This window comes from Nonomuraea thailandensis (assembly GCF_024172165.1).
Taxonomy (GTDB): domain Bacteria; phylum Actinomycetota; class Actinomycetes; order Streptosporangiales; family Streptosporangiaceae; genus Nonomuraea; species Nonomuraea thailandensis.
Window position 1 is genome coordinate 863083 of the sequence record NZ_JAMZEB010000002.1, and the last position, 17435, is coordinate 880517.

Sequence of the window (17435 nt, forward strand, 5' to 3'; positions counted from 1 at the left end):
GGCGATGCCCCTCTCGCGCACCACGGCGCCGCGCCGGCGGTCCATGCGGTTCATCGAGACCCGCGCGGCGCTGCTGTTCATCAGCCCCTGGATCATCGGCTTCCTGATCTTCACCGCGTGGCCCGTCATCAACAGCGCCTACCTGTCGCTGACCGACTACGACGTCATCAACGACCCGTCGTTCATCGGCTTCGACAACTACGTGACCCTCTTCGAGGATCCGAAGGTCGGGCTGGCGCTGCGCAACACGTTCCTGTACACCGTGATGTCCGTGCCGACCCAGCTCGTCGTCTCCCTCGGGCTGGCGCTGCTGCTCAACAGCGCCACCAAGGCCACCGGCTTCTTCCGCACCGCCTTCTTCCTGCCCAAGATGACGCCGCCGGTCGCGGTCGGCATCCTGCTGCTGATGCTGTTCAACGGCCAGGACGGCCTGATCAACGCCTTCCTCGGCGTCTTCGGCATCGACGGCCCCGCCTGGACCACCGACCCCGTCTGGGTCAAGCCGGGCCTGGTGCTGATGAGCCTGTGGACCGTCGGGTCGTCGGTGGTCATCATCCTGGCCTCGCTGCGCGGCGTCCCCCAGGAGCTGTACGACTCCGCCCTCGTGGACGGGGCCGGATGGTGGAAGCGCACCCTGCGGATCACCGTGCCGATGATCAGCCCCACGCTGTTCTTCCTGTTCATCGTGGACAGCATCAACGCCCTGCAGTCGTTCACCGAGGCGTACACCGCCTTCTTCGGCTCCGGCAACACCACCTACAGCAACGACGCCGCCCTGTTCTACGCGATCTACCTGTTCCAGCAGGCCTTCGAGTTCCTGCACATGGGATACGCCTCCGCGCTGGCCTGGCTGCTGTTCATCGTGATCATGGCGATCACCGGCGTGCAGTTCCTGGTGACCAGGCGGTTCGTGCACTACGAAGGGGGGAACTCGTGAGGCGGCTGCCGAAGATCCTGACGTGGGTCGCGCTGAGCGCGTTCGCCATCGCGTTCATCTACCCGTTCATCTGGCTGCTCAGCGCCTCCTTCAAGCCGCGCAGCGAGGTGTTCGACCACCGGATCCTGCCCGAGACGTTCACCTTCGACAACTACATCCAGGTGTGGCAGGAGGCGCCGCTGGCGCTGTGGATGTTCAACACGCTGCTGGTGACGGTGCTGGCCGCGGTGGCCGTGACGATCACCAGCGCGATGGTGGCGTGGGGCTTCGCCTACTTCCGCTTCCCCGGCCGGAACGCGCTGTTCGGCCTGTTGCTGGCCACCATGATGCTGCCGGGCGCGGTCACCATGGTCCCGGTGTTCCTCATCTGGAACTCCCTCGGCATGGTCGGCACCCTGACCCCGCTGTGGGCGCAGAACCTGTTCGGCAGCGCGTTCTACATCTTCCTGCTGCGGCAGTTCTTCATGGGCCTGCCACGCGAGCCGTTCGAGGCGGCGAAGATCGACGGGGCGAACAACTGGAAGATCTTCACCAGGATGGCCCTGCCGCTGTGCAAGCCGGCGGTCGTGGTGACGCTGCTGTTCGAGTTCCAGGCGGCGTGGACGGACCTCATGCGGCCGCTCATCTACCTGCGTGACTCCAGCACGTTCACCGTGCCACGCGGGCTGAAGGCGCTGCTCGACCAGTTCGGGTTCGGCGGCGAGTGGCACTGGGAGATCGTCATGACGGCCAGCGTGATCACCACGATCCCGATGATCATCCTGTTCTTCCTCGGCCAGAAGCACTTCGTCAAGGGCATCGCCACGACCGGGAGCAAGGGATGAGCCTTCCGCACCCCATGCGGATCACCACCACCGACACGGCCTACCACCTGGACAGCGGCCACTACCACCTGACCGTCTCGCGCACCGACCCCAGCGCCGAGCTGGTCGGCTGGATGACGCTCAACCTGCTGGCCTCGGTGAACACCAGGGGCGGGCGCGACGAGACGTACGAGACGCTGCCGCCCGTGCTCGTCGAGCGCGGCAACCAGGTGATCTTCGACTTCCCGCAGCGCACCACCGAGTGGGAGGCCAAGACGGTCAGGCTGACCTGCACCCCCGAGACGATCGCGCTGGAGGTGCGGGTCGAGGGCGACGGCGTGCTCGGCGACGTGACGCTGATGGGCGGCAGGGCCGTGCTCAACACCCGCGCGGCCGGCACGTTCCGGTCGGGGATCCACGCGCGCGGCGTCTTCAGCCCCACGCCCGCGCACCCCGTGCGGGTGGTGCGGCCGGTGTCCGCGCCGGTCGCGCTGACCGTCGTCGGCGACGCCTCGCCCGGCCGCCTGCACGCCGTCTTCTCCCCGCCGCCGCTGGTGCTGGCCTTCTGCAAGGACGAGCCCGACGGGGCGACCGCCGTCCCGGCCGGCGACTGGCTGGGCGCCTCGGTCCGCGCCGGGATCGCCGAGCTGACCTTCACCGAGCTGACGTACGAGCCGCTGGACGGCGGCGCGCTGCTGCGCTTCGACTACGAGTGCCGCACCGAGGTGCGCGGCTCGTGGGCCTCGCCCGCCGTGGTGTTCAGGGCCGCGCCCTCGCCCTGGGAGGCGATCGCCCAGCACCGCGCCGACCTCGTCGAGCACGGCCTGGCCCCGCCGGGCGCTCCCGAGCGCGCCGACTGGTGGAGCCGGCCGATCTTCTGCGGCTGGGGCGCGCAGTGCGCCAGGGCCGACGGCGTCTCCCCGGTGGAGCTGTCGCGGCGCGACCTGTACGACCAGTGGCTGGCCAGGCTGGAGGAGCACGGCATCGTGCCCGGCACGATCGTCATCGACGACCGGTGGCAGCGCACGTACGGCGACTGCGAGCCCGACGAGGCCAAGTGGCCGGAGCTGCGCGAGTGGATCGCCGGCCGGCACGCCCGCGGCCAGCGCGTGCTGCTGTGGTGGCGCGCCTGGTCGGCCGACGGCCTGCCGCCGGAGGAGTGCGTGGCGGACGCGGGCGGCCGCCCCGTGGCCGCCGACCCGTCGAACCCCGCCTACCGGCTGCGCGTGCGGGCCATCGTGGAACGGCTCCTGGGCGACCTCGATGCCGACGGCTTCAAGGTGGACTTCACGCAGTGGTCACCCAGCGGCTCGCACCTGAAGACGTACGGCTCGACCTGGGGGATCGCCCTCCTGCACGAGCTGCTCGCCACCATGTACGACGCCGCCAAGCAGGTCAAGCCCGACGCCCTCATGATCACCCACACCCCGCACCCCGCCTTCGCCGACGTCACCGACATGATCAGGCTCAACGACGTGCTGGAGTACGACGCCCGCGGCGACCTCGTGCCCGCCGTGGACCAGCTCCGCTACCGGCACGCCGTGGCCACGCACGCCATGCCGCACCACCTGATCGACACCGACCAGTGGCCCATGCCGAGCCGGGCCGACTGGCTCGCCTACGCGCGGGCCCAGCCCGAGCTCGGCGTGCCCGCCCTGTACTACGTCGAGTCCATCGACAACACCGGCGAGCCGATCACCGGCGCGGACCTCGACCAGGTGGCGGCCTGGTGGGGCCTGCGGTGAGACAGGCCGAGGTGGTCGTGTACGGCGCCACCTCGGCGGGCGTGTGCGCCGCCGTGGCCGCCGCCCGGCGCGGCCTGGACACCGTGCTGCTCGAACCCGGCCGGCACGCCGGCGGCATGACCTCGGGCGGCCTCGGCTACACCGACGTCGGCGACGCCCGCGTGCTGGGCGGCATGGCCGCCGAGTTCCGCCAGGCGGTCGCCGACGCGTACGGGGTCGCCCCCGGGCACTACGCCGGGCCGGAGCCGCACGTCGCCGAGGAGATCTTCCTGTCCTGGCTGGAGCGGGCCGGCGTGGAGGTGGTGTTCGGCGCGCCGCTGGGCGCGGTGGTCACCTCGGGCGAGCGCATCGTGTCGGTGGGGGAGCACGCGGCCGGGGTGTTCGTGGACGCCGGCTACGAGGGTGACCTGCTGGCCGCCGCCGGGGTGTCGTACCGCGTCGGCAGGGAGGACCGCTCCCTGCACGGGGAGACCTTCGCCGGGCGGCGCGAGGTGGTGCCCGGCATGCACAACTTCCCGCCGTGGATCTCGCCGTTCCGCGCCGACGGCACGCTGCTGCCGCAGGTCGCCGACGGGCCGATGGCCGAGGTGGGCGCGGGCGACGGCGGCGTCATGTCGTACGGCTACCGCGTCTGCATGACCACCGCGCCCGACCGGATCCCGTTCGAGCGGCGGCCCGGCTACGACGAGGAGCACTGGGAGCTGGGGCGGCGGCTCTTCCGCCACTGGCGCGAGCAGGGCGTCGAGCCCCGTGCCGGACGCCTGGTCGGCCTGGAGCCGAACCTGCCCCACGGCAAGTGCGACGGCAACTCGCTCGGGCCGTTCTCGCTCAGCGTGCTCGACCGCTCGGCCTGGGCCTACCCCGACGCGGACGCCGCCGGGCGCGAGCGCATCCGCCTGCACCACCTCCACCACGCCCAGGACCTGCTGTACTTCCTCTCCCACGACCCCGAGGTGCCCGCCGCCGTCCGGGCCGAGCTGTCACGGTGGGGGCTGCCGGCCGACGAGTTCGCCGACACCGGGCACCTGCCGCACCAGCTCTACGTGCGCGAGGCGCGGCGGATGCTGGGGGACAGGCACCTGACCGAGCACGACCTCCTCCAGGGGCGGCTCCATCCGGACGTGATCGCGATGGGCTCCTACCACCTGGACATCCGTGAGGTGCAGCGGACGTGGCGGGAGGTGTACGAGCATCCCGATCCGGTGCCCATGGTGGTGACCGAGGGGTACCTGTCGGTGGGGGTGGCGCCGTACCCGATCCCGTACGGGGCGATCGTGCCGCGGCGGGAGGAGTGCTCGAACCTGGTGGTGCCGGTGTGCGTGTCCGCCTCGCACGTGGCGTTCTCCTCCATCCGGATGGAGGTGCAGTACCAGATGCTCGGGCACGCCGCCGGGCTGGCCGCCGCCCAGGCGGCGGGGAGCGGGAAGGGGGTGCAGGACGTGGACGTGACGGCGCTGCAGGAGGAGCTGCGGGCGGCCGGCCAGGTGCTGTCGCTCTGACCCGCCGCACGGCCCGGGCGGATCAGGACTGCACGCCGCACGGCCCGGGCGGATCAGGACTGCACGCGGAAAGGCCCGGGGCGAGCGCACCCGCCACGGGCCGTCCTGCGGTTTTCAGGCGGTGACGCGTTCGATGACCTGGCGGGCGAACGGCGGGATCACCTTGCGCAGCACGTTCGCCTCGTGCGTCTCGGCGCGGGCCAGCGCCTCCTCGGCCGCCGCCAGCGTGCCCGCGCCCGTCAGCAGGCCGAGCGCGGCCAGCCCGGCCGCGCCCATGTCCCTGGCCGCCGACACCCACGGGGCCAGCTCCCTGGCGATCGGCCCCGGCACGCCGGTCGGCAGCTCCGCCAGCCGGGCCAGCTCGGCGCGCAGCGCCTCGTAGGGCCCGCCCTCCAGCGCGGCCGCGCACAGGGCGGTCAGCGCCGGGCTCTGGTCAGCGCCCGGCGGCCACGCCGAGCACGCCTCCACCAGCGGCAGCAGCTCCTCGGCGCCCGGCAGCAGCCGGATCGCGCGCCGGTGCGAGCGCGCCGGGTCGTAGGCCGCCAGGTGCCAGGCGTAGTCGGCCACCGTCGCCAGCGCGATCCGCGAGGCCGCCGCCTCCACCATCGGGTTGGCGGTGATGCCCTCCAGCGGAACGTCGTCCAGGTCCGTGGCCCGCCCGGCCAGCGGGCCCAGGAAGACCCTGGAGAAGTCGAAGTCGTTGACCGGGAAGTTGTCCCACAGCGCCACCCGGTGGCCGTAGGAGGCCGCCGCCGCCGTCATGTCGTAGGCCGAGATCGCGCCCACCACCACGTCGGACCCCGTCCACCAGACCAGCACGTCGGCGGGCAGCTCGGCCGCCAGCCGGTCACGGTAGGCCGTGCGGGCGGTGCCGGCGTAGTCGGTGGGCACCATGGTCAGCGGCCGGTCGGCGCCGCGGGGTGCGAGGAACCGCTCGGCGAAGTCGCGGCAGACCGCCGCGTGGGCGCTTGCGCTCGCCCCCTCCGCCGTGCCGTACGCCTCGCGGTCGGGCAGGTGGCTCAGCTCGGGCGGGATGTCGTCGAAGAGCAGCGCGAACTCCCTGACGCCCGCCTGCCACACCTGCTCGGCCTTGGCCCGCAGCGCCGCCCGCTCCGCCGGGTCGCTGCAGACCATCGACAGGCCGGGGCTGAGCGCGAACACGAACCGCACGTGCCGCGCCGCCGCCTCCGCGACCAGCTCGGCCAGCCGCGCCAGCTCCTCCTGCGGGTACGGCTCCCGCCACCGCTCCCGGTGGAACGGGTCGTCCTTCGGCGCGTACACGTAGGCGTTCAGCTTGTGCCTGGCGGAGAAGCGCAGGTGGTCCATGCGGTCGGCGTGGGTCCACGGGGTGCCGTAGAAGCCCTCGATGGTGCCCCGGAGCGGCAGGTCGGGCCAGTCGCGCACGTCCGACTCGGGCACGCACGCCACATGCTCGGAGCACGGGGCCGCCGCCAGCGCGATGAGGGTCTGCGCCCCGTAGAACGCCCCGGCGGGATCGGCCCCCACGATCGTCACCCGGCCGTCGCCCGCCGTCAGGGTGTACCCCTCCGGCGGCAACCCGGCGCCGGCGTCGACCCGCACCTTGATGAGCGCCGGAGCGTCCGGCGCCGGCGGGAGTGCCCGGCGCAGCTCGCCGACGGCACTTCCGGCGGCCGCGTCGCCCTGGACCCCGGCGTCACGAAGCTCGACGTGCGAAATACCGAAAGTGGCCTTTTTCGGACAGGGAACAATCCATTCCAGGACCTCCATTGTGGGAACGATACCGGATAGGATCTGGCCTCGTGCTCACGGAAGTAACCGAAGTCGTGCCCGGGGTGCTCCGCGTCGAGGACACCTGCCACGTCTACGTCATCAAGGCTCCCGCCCTCCAGGGCGGGGAGCGCACCGGGATCGCCGTCGACTTCGGTTCGGGGCGGGTGCTCGACCTGCTCGACGAGCTGGGCCTCGACCGCATCACCGATGTCCTGGTCACCCACCACCACCGCGACCAGGTGCAGGGGCTGCACCGGGCGGTCGCGGCGGGCGTGCGGATCCACGTGCCGCCCGTCGAGCGCGACCTGTTCGAGAAGGTCGGCGAGATGTGGGAGGGGCGGCAACTGCTCAACGACTACGACCTGCGCGACGACCGCTTCTCGCTGCTGGAGCCGGTCGCGGTCACGGACGTGGTGCCGGAATATCGGACGGCCCGATACGGCGGGGTGGACGTGCGCGTCCTGCCCACACCGGGTCACACTCCCGGCTCCGTCACGTACGTGGTGGGCCGGGTCGCCTTCACCGGCGACCTGATCTACGCCCCCGGCAAGGTGTGGTCGCTGGCCGCCACCCAGTGGTCGTACACCGAGAACGAGGGCCCCGCCATGGTCGTCCTCAGCTCCGAGCTGCTCCAGCGGGAGGAGCTCGACGTGCTGCTGCCCTCGCACGGCGAGCCGATGATCGACCCGAAGGACGCCCTGGCCCGCCTGTCGGCCGCCATGCAGCGGTACGTGGACTTCCGCCGCCCGCACCCCTGGGACGTGCGCGGCCTGCTCGACAACCCGTTCGTGCAGGTCACGCCGCACCTGCTGATGAACAGGAGCAGCCAGTCCTACAGCTACGTGCTGCTGTCGGAGTCGGGCGCGGCCATGGTGTTCGACTTCGGCTACGACATGTCCACCGGCCTGGTGAAGAGCACCGCGCGCGAGGCGCGCCGCCCCTGGCTGGCCTCCCTGCCCGCGCTGCGCGAGCACTACGGCGTCACCAGCGTCGAGGTCGCCCTGCCGACCCACTACCACGACGACCACGTGGCGGGCATGCCGCTGCTGCGCGACGTCGAGGGCACCGCGATCTGGGCACCTTCCCACATCGCTCCCATCCTGGCCGCGCCCCTTCACCACGACCTGCCGTGCCAGTGGTTCGACCCGATCCCCGCCGACCGGGTGCTCGGCCTGGGGGAGACGGTGCGCTGGCGGGAGTACGAGATCACGGTGCACGACCTGCCGGGGCACACGCTGTTCGCGGCGGCGTACGAGTTCCAGGTGGACGGGCACCGCGTGCTGGTAACCGGCGACCAGCAGGACGGGATGGGCATCCCGGACGAGCGCCAGGAGATCCTGAACTTCCAGTACAAGAACAGGTTCCAGATCGAGGACTACCGCAAGAGCGCCGCGCTCTACCGGCGCCTGCGCCCCGACCTCATGGTCAGCGGCCACTGGCGGCCCCGCTGGGTGGACGACGGCTACCTGCACATGATGACCGAGCGGGGCGAGGAGCTGGTCGCGCTGCACCACGACCTGCTCCCGCTGGACCGGCTGGACCTCGGGGCTGACGGCGTGCTGTGCCGCCTGACGCCGTACTATACGAGCGTCCCCGCGGGCGGCGAGGTCGTGCTGACGGCCACCGTGCGCAACCCGTGGCCGGACAAGGTCGTGGCCACCGTCGAGCCGGTGGTGCCGCCCGGCTGGCGGCGCGAGCAGGGATCACTGACGCTTAGGTTGCCCGGAGGGGGTATGGAGCAGGTGCATCTCCGTCTCGGCGCCGACGTCGTGCCGCGACGCCGCGTACGCCTCGCAGTCGATCTGACCATCGGCGATCTGCGACTCGGGCAGCACGCCGAGGCGCTGGTCGACGTGGTCGCGGAAGGGATTCGATGACCGTAGAACGGCGCAGCGCCCCCCTCGGCCGTTCCCGCCGTCCCACGATCAAGGACGTGGCGGAGGCGGCCGGCGTCTCGCGCTCCACCGTCTCCAGGGCGCTGACCGGGCGCGGCTACGCCGCCAGCGACGTGCGCGAGCGGGTGCTGCGGGCCGCGGCCGAGCTGGGTTACGTGCCCGACATCATGGCACGCACGCTCAAGCAGCAGGTCAGCCGGTCGGTCGGGGTCCTGGTGAGCGACCTGCGCAACCCGTTCTACGCGGAGCTGGCCGCCGGCGCCAGCAGGGAGGCCCGGGAGCGCGGCTACACCATGGTGCTGGCCGACACGAGCCTGTCGGCGCAGGCCGAGGGCGAGGCCGCGGAGGCGCTGGTCGCGCTCCGGGTGGCCGGGGTGGTCGTGACGCCCAACTCCTCCGCCGTGTCCACCTACCTCGCCTCCCACGGCATCCCGGTGGTCGAGGTCGACCGGCAGTTCGCGGCCGGCTCGACCGACGGCGTCGTGGTCGGCAACCGTGTCGGCGCGCGCACCGCCACCGCCCACCTCGTCGGGCTCGGCCACCGCAGGATCGCGCTGTTCATCGACGAGACCGACTGGACCACCGGGTACGAGCGCTACCAGGGCTACCTGGAGGCGCTGAACGCCGGCGACATCAAGGTCGATCCCGGCCTGGTGGTCTCCTCGGGCTGGGACGTGGCCGACTCGCGCCGCCGGGCGCTCGACATGCTGCGCGGCCCCGACCGTCCCACGGCCGTGTTCGCCGCCAACAACGTGCTCGCGGAAGGCGTCTGGCGGGCGATCGGCGAGCTGGGCCTGCGCGTGCCCGGCGACATCAGCCTCGTCGCCTTCGACGACGCGCCCTGGATGAGCATGGTCTCGCCCACGGTCAGCGCGGTCTCGCAGGACACCTTCAACCTGGGCGCGACCGCCGTGCGCAGGCTCGACGAGCGCATCGAGCGGCCCGAGTCCGACTCGGTCACGACCGTGCTCAACGTGCGGCTCGTCGAGCGCGAATCCACCGCGCAGCCACCCTCCCTCTGACATTTCTGTCTTCCGGTGCGTTGACCCATGGGGAAAGGTCGCCCTAGGATCCCGTGTGGGAACGATGTCACAGCCTCATCGCCAGCCGTTCCCGTCGGAGGCCCCATGGAGAACGATCTTCCCGCCGTCCTGTCCCTCGACATCGGCGGCACCAAACTCGCCGCGGGCGTGGTCACGGGCGACGGCCTGATCCACGGCTGGCAGGTCACCCCCACCCGCAGGGAGGAGGGGCCGCGACCCGTTCTGACCAGGCTGTTCGACCTGGGTAGGAAGGCGGTCGCGGAGGCCGGCGTGCCCGAGGTGGCCGCCGTCGGCATCTCCTGCGGCGGGCCGCTGGACACCACGACCGGCATCCTGGAGTGCCCGCCGCACCTGCCGGGCTGGATCGACGTCCCGATCGTCTCGCTGGCCACGGAGGCGTTCGGCGTCCCCGCCGCCCTTGAGAACGATGCCACGGCCGCGGCGCTGGGCGAATTCCGGTACGGCGCCGGTCGCGGCACCAGCACCATGATCTACCTCACGATCTCCACGGGCGTCGGCGGCGGCTCCGTCATCGGCGGCCGCCTGCACCGCGGCGCGGCCGGCAACGGCGGCGAGCTCGGGCACGTCATGGTGCGTCCGGGCGGGCGGAAGTGCTCGTGCGGGCGGCGGGGCTGCCTGGAGGCGTACGCGTCCGGCACCTCCATCGCCGAGCGCGCCCGCGAGGCCCTGGCCGCCGGCCACCCCTCGTCGCTGTCCGCCCTCGCGCCGCCCACGGCCGAGGACGTCTCACGCGCCGCCGAGGCGGGCGACCCGCTCGCGATCGAGGTGTGGGACGAGACCACATGGGCGCTGGGCACCGCGCTCACCGATCTGGTCAACGCGTTCGAGCCGGAGCTCGTCGTCCTCGGCGGCGGCGTCACCCGGTCCGGCGCCCGCCTCCTCGACCCCGTCGCCGCGGCGGTCGCCAGGGACGCCATGCCGCCCGCCGCCCGCGCCGCCCGCTTCACGCTGGCCGAGCTGGGCGACGGCGTCTGCGTGGTCGGCGCCGGAGCCGTCGCCCACGACCTGGTCACCGGCGCCAAGGCCTGACCTGCCCTCGCCCACGACCTCAGAGCCTGACCCCGCTCGCGCAAAACCCGACGAACCGGCCCCACGAACCGGCCCCACGAACCGGCCCCTGACCTCGCCTCAGGAAAGACCCATGCCTGATCTTCCCCCGATGCCCCCGATCTCCGACGTCCTCGCCGAACACGTGGCGGGTCACCTCGCCGCCGCACGCGGCATGGCGGCCCTGCTGCCCGCCGTCGAGAACGTCGCCGACCTGCTCATCGACGCCTTCACCCGCGGCTGCACCCTCTACACGATGGGCAACGGCGGCAGCGCCGCCGACGCCCAGCACCTCACCGGCGAGCTGATCGGCCACTACAAGCGGGACCGCCGCCCGCTGCCCACGGTCACCCTGACAACCGATGCGACCGTTATGACGTGCATAGCCAATGACTACGCCTATGATGACGTCTTCGCCCGCCAGGTCCGGGCGCTGGCCCGCCCGGGCGACGTCGTGGCCGCGTTCACCACGAGCGGCAACTCGCCCAACGTGGTCAGCGCGCTCGAGGCCGCACGGACCAACGGCGCGGTGACGGTGCTGTTCGGCGGTGGCGACGGCGGCGCCGCCGCCAAGCACGCCGACCACGTCCTGCTCGCCCCCAGCTCAGAGACCCCGCGCATCCAGGAGATCCACACACTGATGCTGCACATGATCAGCGAGAAGGTCGACGCATGGGCGGCCGCGTGAACAGGCGCACGGCCCCCATGTCGAACGCGCCCTCCGGCAGTCAGCCGCGCGACCTGCCCAGAGCCCCCAGGCCCGCGGCGTCCCCCGCCCGCACCCTGCACATGATCGGCAACGCGCACCTCGACCCGGTGTGGTTGTGGCCGTGGCAGGAGGGCTACCAGGAGGCGCGGGCCACGTTCTGGTCGGCGATCCACCGCATGGAGGAGTACCCGGACTTCGTCTTCACCTGCGACCAGGTCGTGCTGCTGTCGTGGGTGGAGGAGTCGGACCCCGAGCTGTTCGCCAGGATCCAGGAGAGGGTGGCCGAGGGCCGCTGGGTCATGACGGGCGGCTGGTGGGTGGAGCCCGACTGCAACATGCCGTCGGGCGAGTCGTTCGTCCGACAGGGCCTGTACGGCCAGCGTTACCTCAAGGAGAAGTTCGGCGTCACGGCCTCGGTCGGCATGAACGTGGACCCGTTCGGCCACAACGCCATGCTGCCCGCCATCCTGCGCGGCCAGGGCATGGACTCGTACTGCTTCCTGCGCCCCGGGCCGCACGAGAGCGAGCTGCCCGGCACGATGTTCTGGTGGGAGGCGCCCGACGGCAGCCGCGTGCTGGCCTACCGCATCCCGTTCGAGTACTGCAGCCCGCCCGGAGAGGTGGCCGGCCAGACGGAGAAGGCGCTCGGCCAGCTCGACCGCTCGCTCGGCGACCTGATGATCTTCTATGGGGTGGGCAACCACGGCGGTGGCCCCACCAGGGCCAACATCGAGTCCATCCACCGCTACGACCGGATGGGCACGTTCGGGGAGCTGACGATGTCGTCCCCGCGCCGCTACTTCGACGAGATGGCCAAGCGGCTCGGCGAGCAGGGACTGGCCGAGTTGCCCGTGTGGCGCGACGACCTGCAGCACCACGCGGCCGGCTGCTACTCCGCGCACTCCGGGATCAAGGCCTGGCAGCGCAGGGCGCAGGCGGCGGTCCTGTCGGCCGAGCGGTGGGCCGCCGTGGCGGGCCACGACGCCCGCGCCGACCTGGAGCGCGCGTGGAAGCAGGTGCTGTTCAACCAGTTCCACGACGTGCTGCCCGGCTCGGCCATCGAGCCCGCCTACGACGACGCCCGCGACCAGCTCGGCGAGGCAGTGGCGATCTCCAAGCGGGTCATCGCCAGGGCGCACAACGTGATCGCCCGCGACATCTCGGTGCCCGAGGAGAGCGGCACCCAGCCGGTCGTGGTGTTCAACCCGCACCCGTGGCCCGTCACCACCCGGGTCGAGATGCAGTACGGCCTGGCCCCGAACGGCGTGCACGTCGTGGACGCCGACGGCGCCGACGTGCCCTGCCAGCGCACCCAGTCGGTCGCCACCACCGACGACAGGGGCCGTGGCGCCACCGTGTTCCAGGCGGAGCTGCCCGCGCTGGGCTACCGCCTCTACCGGCTGCGCCAGGGCCCGGGCGCGCACCCGGCCGGCACCCTGCTGGCCTCCGGGAGCCACCTGGAGAACGACGTGCTGCGGCTGGAGCTCGACCCCGTCACCGGCTGGCTGTCCAGCCTGGTCGACAAGCGCACCGGCGTCGACCTCCTGGCCGGCGCCTCCGGCCCGCACACGCAGGTCTGCGAGGACCCCACCGACACCTGGGGCCATCGCGTCGTCTCCTACGACTGGCCCGGCGAGGAGATGGCCACCACCGCCGTCGTCCTGCGCGAGCACGGCCCGCTGCGGGCCAGGCTCCGGGTCGAGCGGGAGTGGGGCCGCTCCACCATGGCCGAGGAGTTCATCCTGGGCGCTGGGGCCGACGACGCCGTCGAGGTGCGGGTCGAGCTCGACTGGCGGGAGCGGGCGCACCTGATGAAGCTGCGCTTCCCGGTCGGGCTGGAGAGCCCCGTGGCCACGTACGAGATCCCGTTCGCCCACCTGAACAGGCCCATCGACGGAGCCGAGGAGCCCGCCCAGTCGTGGGTGGACCTGTCGGGCGCCGTGCGCGGCGCCCGGGCCGGCCTGGCCGTGGTGAACAACGCCAAGCACGGCTACGACGTCTCCCCGCCGAGCCCCGGCCGCAGCCACAGCATCGGCATCACCGCCGTGCGCAGCCCGGTCCACTCCTGGCACGATCCGCGGCTGCTCGACCCGGACGGCTACTACTCCTTCCAGGACCAGGGGACGCAGCGGTTCTCGTACCTGCTGGTGCCGCACGGCGGCGACTGGCGGGCCGCCGGGCTCACCAGGCGGGCCGCGCTGCTCGGCTCCCCGGTGCGGGCGATGCTGGAGAGCTTCCACGACGGCCCGCTGCCCAGCGCCCGCGGCTACCTCGACGACGGGAGCGGCCAGGTCATGGTGACGGCGGTGAAGCTGCACGAGGACGCCCCGCGCGACCTCGTGGTCCGCGCCGTCGAGAGCACCGGGCATCCCGCGGTCGCGACGCTGAACATCCCCATGGCCGGGATCAGGCTCGTCGCCGACTTCGGGCCGAGCGAGATCCGCACGTTCAGGATCCCGCTCGACGACCCGCTGTCCGCGATGGAGACCGACCTGGTCGAGCTGGGCGTGCGCAAGGGCGCGTTCACCGTGGAGGCCTGGTGACGAGCGGAGCCGCCGGGCCGGTCGCGGACCCGCCCCGCCCCGGCGAGGCCGGCGGCCCGGTCGCGGATCTGCCCCGGCCCGGTGAGCTCGCAGGGCTGCCGCGGCAGGCGCCGCGCGTCGTCGTCCCCGACCCCGACGGCGGCGAGGTGCTCGTCGAGCTGCTGGGCGCGGGCCCGTTCGGCGTGGAGTGGCGGTGGGGCGAGCGGCGCCCCACGGGCCGCCGCGAGCTGAGCCTGAGCATCCGGTACGACGGCGCCGCGCCCGCCGCCGCGACCGTCCGCGTCAGCAGGTCGGTGACCGCGACCGGCGACCCGTGGTGGCTGATCCCCGGCCTCTTCTACGGCGAGAACCGGCCCGCGGACTGCCAGCGCGTCTTCCCCCGCTTCGAGCCGGGCGCCGACCGCCCCGAGGAGATGGTCTCGGCCCGCTGGGGCTTCCGCGCCGACCGGGCCGCCACCCCCGCCGTCCTGGTCTGGGGCGACGCCGGCGGCACCGCGCTGATCGCGGACGAGGAGTCGACGCTCGGCCCGACCGGCCTGGCCATCGAGCACGAGGCCGGGCAGGCGACGATCGCGCTGCTGTTCCCGTACCGGGAGTTCCCGGTCACGTACTACGGCTCCGCGCTGGCGCTGCCCGCCCGGGCCGCGACGTACGTGTGGCAGCCGGGCGAGTCGCACGTCCTCACGCTCGCGACCGGCGCGCTGCCCCCGGACCGGCACGCGTACGCGCCGCTCCTGCGCGAGGACCGCGACCTGCGCCTGCCCGCCGCCCCCATCGAGCCGTGGGAGGACGTCGAGCAGGCCGCCGACATCGCCGCCGAGGGGCTGTACCGCTGGCACTACGACCCCGACCCCGGCGTGCTGCTGGAGACGGTCGGGTTCGACCGGGAGGTGAGCGGCACCAACGGCGAGCGGGTGGACCGGCAGGCCATGCACGTCGGCTGGGTGAGCGGGATCCCGTGGGCGGCGGCGCTCCTGGAGTACGGGCTGCGGAGGGGACGGCCCGAGCACGTCGCCGCCGCCGAACGGGTCATCGACTTCATCTGCGCCGGCCTGTCGCCGTCCGGCACGTTCTGGGGCGTCTGGTACCGGCAGTCGGGCTGGTCGCAGAGCTGGAGTCACGTCAAGGACGCCCTGCACGCGCGCACGCTGGGGGAGGCGACCCTGTTCCTGCTGCGCGCGCTGCGCTCCCGCCCGAACCCGGCGTGGGAGGCGGCCGCCCGCTCCAACCTGCGGGTGATGGCGGCCCGCCAGCGCGCCGACGGCAACCTCGGCACGCTGCACCACGCCGCCACCGGCGAGGTCCTGTCCTGGTCCGGCGCCTCGGGCCTGACCTGGGTGGCCGCGCTCGCCGAGTCCGGCGACCCGGACCACCTGCGGGCGGCCGAGCGGGCGGGGGAGTACTACGCCTCGTTCGTGGACGACGAGTTCGTCTACGGCGCCCCCGAGGACGTGGACCTGGCTCCGACCTCGGAGGACGGGTACGCCGCCGTGATGGCGTACATGGCGCTGCACCGCCGCACGGGCGCCGCCCGCTGGCTCGACCTGGCCCGCCGCGCCGCCGACTGGACCCTCACCTTCCGCTACACCTACAACGTGCGCTTCGGCCCCCGCACCCCGCTCGGCCGTTACGGCTTCGCCACCCGCGGCGCCGACCAGGCCTCGCCGTCGAACCAGCACCTGCACGCGTACGGGCTGGTGTGCACGGCGGAGCTGGTGGAGCTGTCGCAGGCGCTCGGGGATCCGTACTACGCGGAGCGGGCGCACGAGACGCTGGACTGCTTCCGCCAGCTCCTCCCGGCGGCCGACGGCGACCTCAACGCGTACCGGGGCATGATCACCGAGCGCTACTACCAGACGGACTGCTTCCAGCCCAAGGGCATGTACCTGACGCTGTCGCACGCCTGGAGCGCGGGGGTGCTGCTGCTGGCGTGCGAGCAGGTGCTGGCGGCTACCGGCGGCCGGCGGGCGGCAGCCCGAGCGTGACGGCCGCGCCGGCGGTGCCCGGGGGGACGTACAACGTGGTGGACGACGAGCCGCTGACCAAGCGGGCGCACGCGGAGGCGCTACGGCGGCGGGGTGGGCGCCCCGCTACCCGCGCCCGCGAGGGGTGGGCCGCCACGGCGCGGATCCTGTCGCCCTAGGGGCGCACGTGCTTGACGAAGACGAGCCCGTCGGTCCCGCCCAGGTGGTGGGGGTCGAACGGGAAGTACCCGTGGTTGCCGGCGACCTCCGTGCGCTGCTCCAGCACCGCCTCCCCCAGCCCGGACTCCCCCAGCACCGCCGCCAGCAGGCGCGGGTCGACCACGTACCGCTCGCCGGGAAGCGCGGCCAGCATGCCTTCCAGCGTGCGGGGACCGGGGACGCCGAGACCCTGATGGCGGACGGCGCCGAGGACCGAGGCCAGGAAGGCGTAGCCGGTGCCCAGGCGCGCGGCGGTGATGGCCCCCGCGCTCCACCATTCCAGCTCCAGGTCCGCGAGCTGCCACCGGCTGACCTCGCGCTGGAGGTGCCGGTTGTGGGCGAAGACGAGCGCGGGCCCGTGCCGCGCGACGGCTTCGAGGTTGTCGGCCATCATCGCGTCGCGCAGCCCCAGCATCCGCCCGACGCGTGACGGCGACGGGTCGGCCATGACCGCGTGGTAGCGGAGCAGCCCCGTGGCGGTGCGCGCGTACAGGTGCGCCCGCTCCCACTCCTCCCGCGAGGCCGCGCGGAGCAGGTGCGGCGCGTGCACGGTGAGCAGCGGCACGAGGTCGTCGGCGAGCAGGCGCAGCTCGGCGGCCTCGGCGGAGCGGCCCACCGACTGGGACGGGTCCATGGCGGCGGCCTCGTTCGTCCACCGCTCGTCGGGGCCGAGGAGGCGCTCCAGGGTGTCGCGTTCGACCGGGACGGGGACGCCGGCCCCCGTCAGATAGTCGTGCAGCGCGATGAGGGGGCCGCGAGGGCCGGCCGCGTACATCATCTCGATGGGCGCGTCGAAGCCGAAGAAGCGCAGCCGCTCCCCGGCGGGGCGGCCCTCGTTGTACGCGCGCATCCAGCGGATGAGGTCGCGGGTCGCCTCCCGGTCCCAGAAGCCGTGGCTGAACCCCGTCCGCATGACCTCGTCCAGCGAGCCGGCGCCCGTCCGGACGTACTCGTCCACCACCAGGCCCGCCAGGCAGTCGCTCTCGATGGCGAACGCGCCGAAGCCCTCGTGCTCCACCAGCTCACGGAAGATCTCGTTGCGCAGCTCGTGGATCGGCCGCTCGTCGTGCAACGCCTCGCCCAGGCCGAGCAGCCGCGGACGGGCGGGCAGCGCGCGGACGAGCCGGGTGACGGCGCCGATGCCCTCGACGTCGAGGTCCAGGGCGGCGTCGCCGACCGACGGGGCGGCACTCATGGCACGGTCCTGTTCTGTCGGGTTCATGCCTTCTACGGTATCGTTGAAGCTTCCGTTGAGACT

Annotated in this window: 13 protein-coding genes; 11 read left to right on the forward strand and 2 right to left on the reverse strand. The window is 72.9% G+C overall.

The features are described from left to right. The first annotated feature begins 4 nt into the window (after nucleotides 1–4). The 4 genes from HD597_RS08005 to HD597_RS08020 are packed head-to-tail and all read left to right on the forward strand — an operon-like array spanning nucleotide 5 to nucleotide 4984. Nucleotides 5–937, forward strand: a complete 933-nt coding sequence (locus HD597_RS08005) for a carbohydrate ABC transporter permease (RefSeq protein WP_253741106.1) — start codon at nucleotides 5–7, stop codon at nucleotides 935–937. Continuing rightward, on the forward strand, nucleotides 934–1761 hold the full coding sequence (locus HD597_RS08010) for a carbohydrate ABC transporter permease (RefSeq protein WP_253741108.1): 828 nt from the start codon (nucleotides 934–936) through the stop codon (nucleotides 1759–1761). Before HD597_RS08005 ends, HD597_RS08010 begins: the two co-directional genes overlap by 4 nt. After that, nucleotides 1758–3485, forward strand: a complete 1728-nt coding sequence (locus HD597_RS08015) for an alpha-amylase family protein (RefSeq protein ID WP_253741110.1) — start codon at nucleotides 1758–1760, stop codon at nucleotides 3483–3485. The genes HD597_RS08010 and HD597_RS08015 overlap by 4 nt, the downstream gene beginning before the upstream one ends. Further along, nucleotides 3482–4984: an FAD-dependent oxidoreductase gene (locus HD597_RS08020; RefSeq protein WP_253741112.1), complete on the forward strand. Its 1503-nt coding sequence runs from the start codon at nucleotides 3482–3484 to the stop codon at nucleotides 4982–4984. Before HD597_RS08015 ends, HD597_RS08020 begins: the two co-directional genes overlap by 4 nt. Before the next feature lie 114 nt (nucleotides 4985–5098). Here HD597_RS08020 and HD597_RS08025 read toward each other — a convergent pair whose 3' ends face one another. Then, entirely contained in the window at nucleotides 5099–6733 is a 1635-nt protein-coding gene (locus tag HD597_RS08025; RefSeq protein WP_253741113.1) for a glycoside hydrolase family 84 protein, read from the reverse strand. Between the two features lie 32 nt (nucleotides 6734–6765). Here HD597_RS08025 and HD597_RS08030 point away from each other — a divergent pair, with 32 nt between their 5' ends. From HD597_RS08030 to HD597_RS08060, 7 genes are all read left to right on the forward strand, one after another. After that, nucleotides 6766–8613 (forward strand): MBL fold metallo-hydrolase, encoded by a 1848-nt coding sequence (locus HD597_RS08030; RefSeq protein WP_253741115.1) that lies wholly within the window; start codon nucleotides 6766–6768, stop codon nucleotides 8611–8613. Beyond that, on the forward strand, nucleotides 8610–9653 hold the full coding sequence (locus tag HD597_RS08035) for a LacI family DNA-binding transcriptional regulator (RefSeq protein ID WP_253741116.1): 1044 nt from the start codon (nucleotides 8610–8612) through the stop codon (nucleotides 9651–9653). Before HD597_RS08030 ends, HD597_RS08035 begins: the two co-directional genes overlap by 4 nt. A gap of 105 nt (nucleotides 9654–9758) precedes the next feature. Then, on the forward strand, nucleotides 9759–10724 hold the full coding sequence (locus tag HD597_RS08040) for an ROK family protein (RefSeq protein WP_253741117.1): 966 nt from the start codon (nucleotides 9759–9761) through the stop codon (nucleotides 10722–10724). 112 nt (nucleotides 10725–10836) lie between these two features. Further along, nucleotides 10837–11430 carry a D-sedoheptulose-7-phosphate isomerase gene (locus tag HD597_RS08045; protein ID WP_253741119.1) on the forward strand — a complete coding sequence of 198 codons (594 nt, stop codon included), beginning with the start codon at nucleotides 10837–10839 and terminating at the stop codon, nucleotides 11428–11430. Continuing rightward, nucleotides 11415–13994, forward strand: coding sequence for an alpha-mannosidase (locus tag HD597_RS08050; protein WP_253741121.1), 2580 nt, complete (start codon nucleotides 11415–11417; stop codon nucleotides 13992–13994). The genes HD597_RS08045 and HD597_RS08050 overlap by 16 nt, the downstream gene beginning before the upstream one ends. Further along, the gene (locus tag HD597_RS08055) at nucleotides 13991–15979 is read left to right on the forward strand and encodes a hypothetical protein (RefSeq protein ID WP_253741123.1); all 1989 of its coding nucleotides are present in this window, start codon (nucleotides 13991–13993) and stop codon (nucleotides 15977–15979) included. The genes HD597_RS08050 and HD597_RS08055 overlap by 4 nt, the downstream gene beginning before the upstream one ends. After that, nucleotides 15976–16137 carry a hypothetical protein gene (locus tag HD597_RS08060; RefSeq protein WP_253741124.1) on the forward strand — a complete coding sequence of 54 codons (162 nt, stop codon included), beginning with the start codon at nucleotides 15976–15978 and terminating at the stop codon, nucleotides 16135–16137. The genes HD597_RS08055 and HD597_RS08060 overlap by 4 nt, the downstream gene beginning before the upstream one ends. Here HD597_RS08060 and HD597_RS08065 read toward each other — a convergent pair. Further along, nucleotides 16134–17399 carry an erythromycin esterase family protein gene (locus tag HD597_RS08065; protein WP_253741126.1) on the reverse strand — a complete coding sequence of 422 codons (1266 nt, stop codon included), beginning with the start codon at nucleotides 17397–17399 and terminating at the stop codon, nucleotides 16134–16136. The two genes, HD597_RS08060 and HD597_RS08065, sit on opposite strands and share 4 nt — an antisense overlap. Nucleotides 17400–17435: the final 36 nt, after the last annotated feature.

What these genes read in the sequence shown, in the direction of transcription:
- HD597_RS08005 (WP_253741106.1), top strand. Translation starts at nt 5, where the DNA reads ATGCCCCTCTCGCGCACCACGGCGCCGCGCCGGCGGTCCATGCGGTTC.
- HD597_RS08050 (WP_253741121.1), top strand. Translation starts at nt 11,415, where the DNA reads ATGGGCGGCCGCGTGAACAGGCGCACGGCCCCCATGTCGAACGCGCCC.
- HD597_RS08025 (WP_253741113.1), bottom strand. Translation starts at nt 6,733, where the DNA reads ATGGAGGTCCTGGAATGGATTGTTCCCTGTCCGAAAAAGGCCACTTTC.
- HD597_RS08015 (WP_253741110.1), top strand. Translation starts at nt 1,758, where the DNA reads ATGAGCCTTCCGCACCCCATGCGGATCACCACCACCGACACGGCCTAC.
- HD597_RS08065 (WP_253741126.1), bottom strand. Translation starts at nt 17,399, where the DNA reads ATGAACCCGACAGAACAGGACCGTGCCATGAGTGCCGCCCCGTCGGTC.
- HD597_RS08035 (WP_253741116.1), top strand. Translation starts at nt 8,610, where the DNA reads ATGACCGTAGAACGGCGCAGCGCCCCCCTCGGCCGTTCCCGCCGTCCC.
- HD597_RS08045 (WP_253741119.1), top strand. Translation starts at nt 10,837, where the DNA reads ATGCCTGATCTTCCCCCGATGCCCCCGATCTCCGACGTCCTCGCCGAA.
- HD597_RS08040 (WP_253741117.1), top strand. Translation starts at nt 9,759, where the DNA reads ATGGAGAACGATCTTCCCGCCGTCCTGTCCCTCGACATCGGCGGCACC.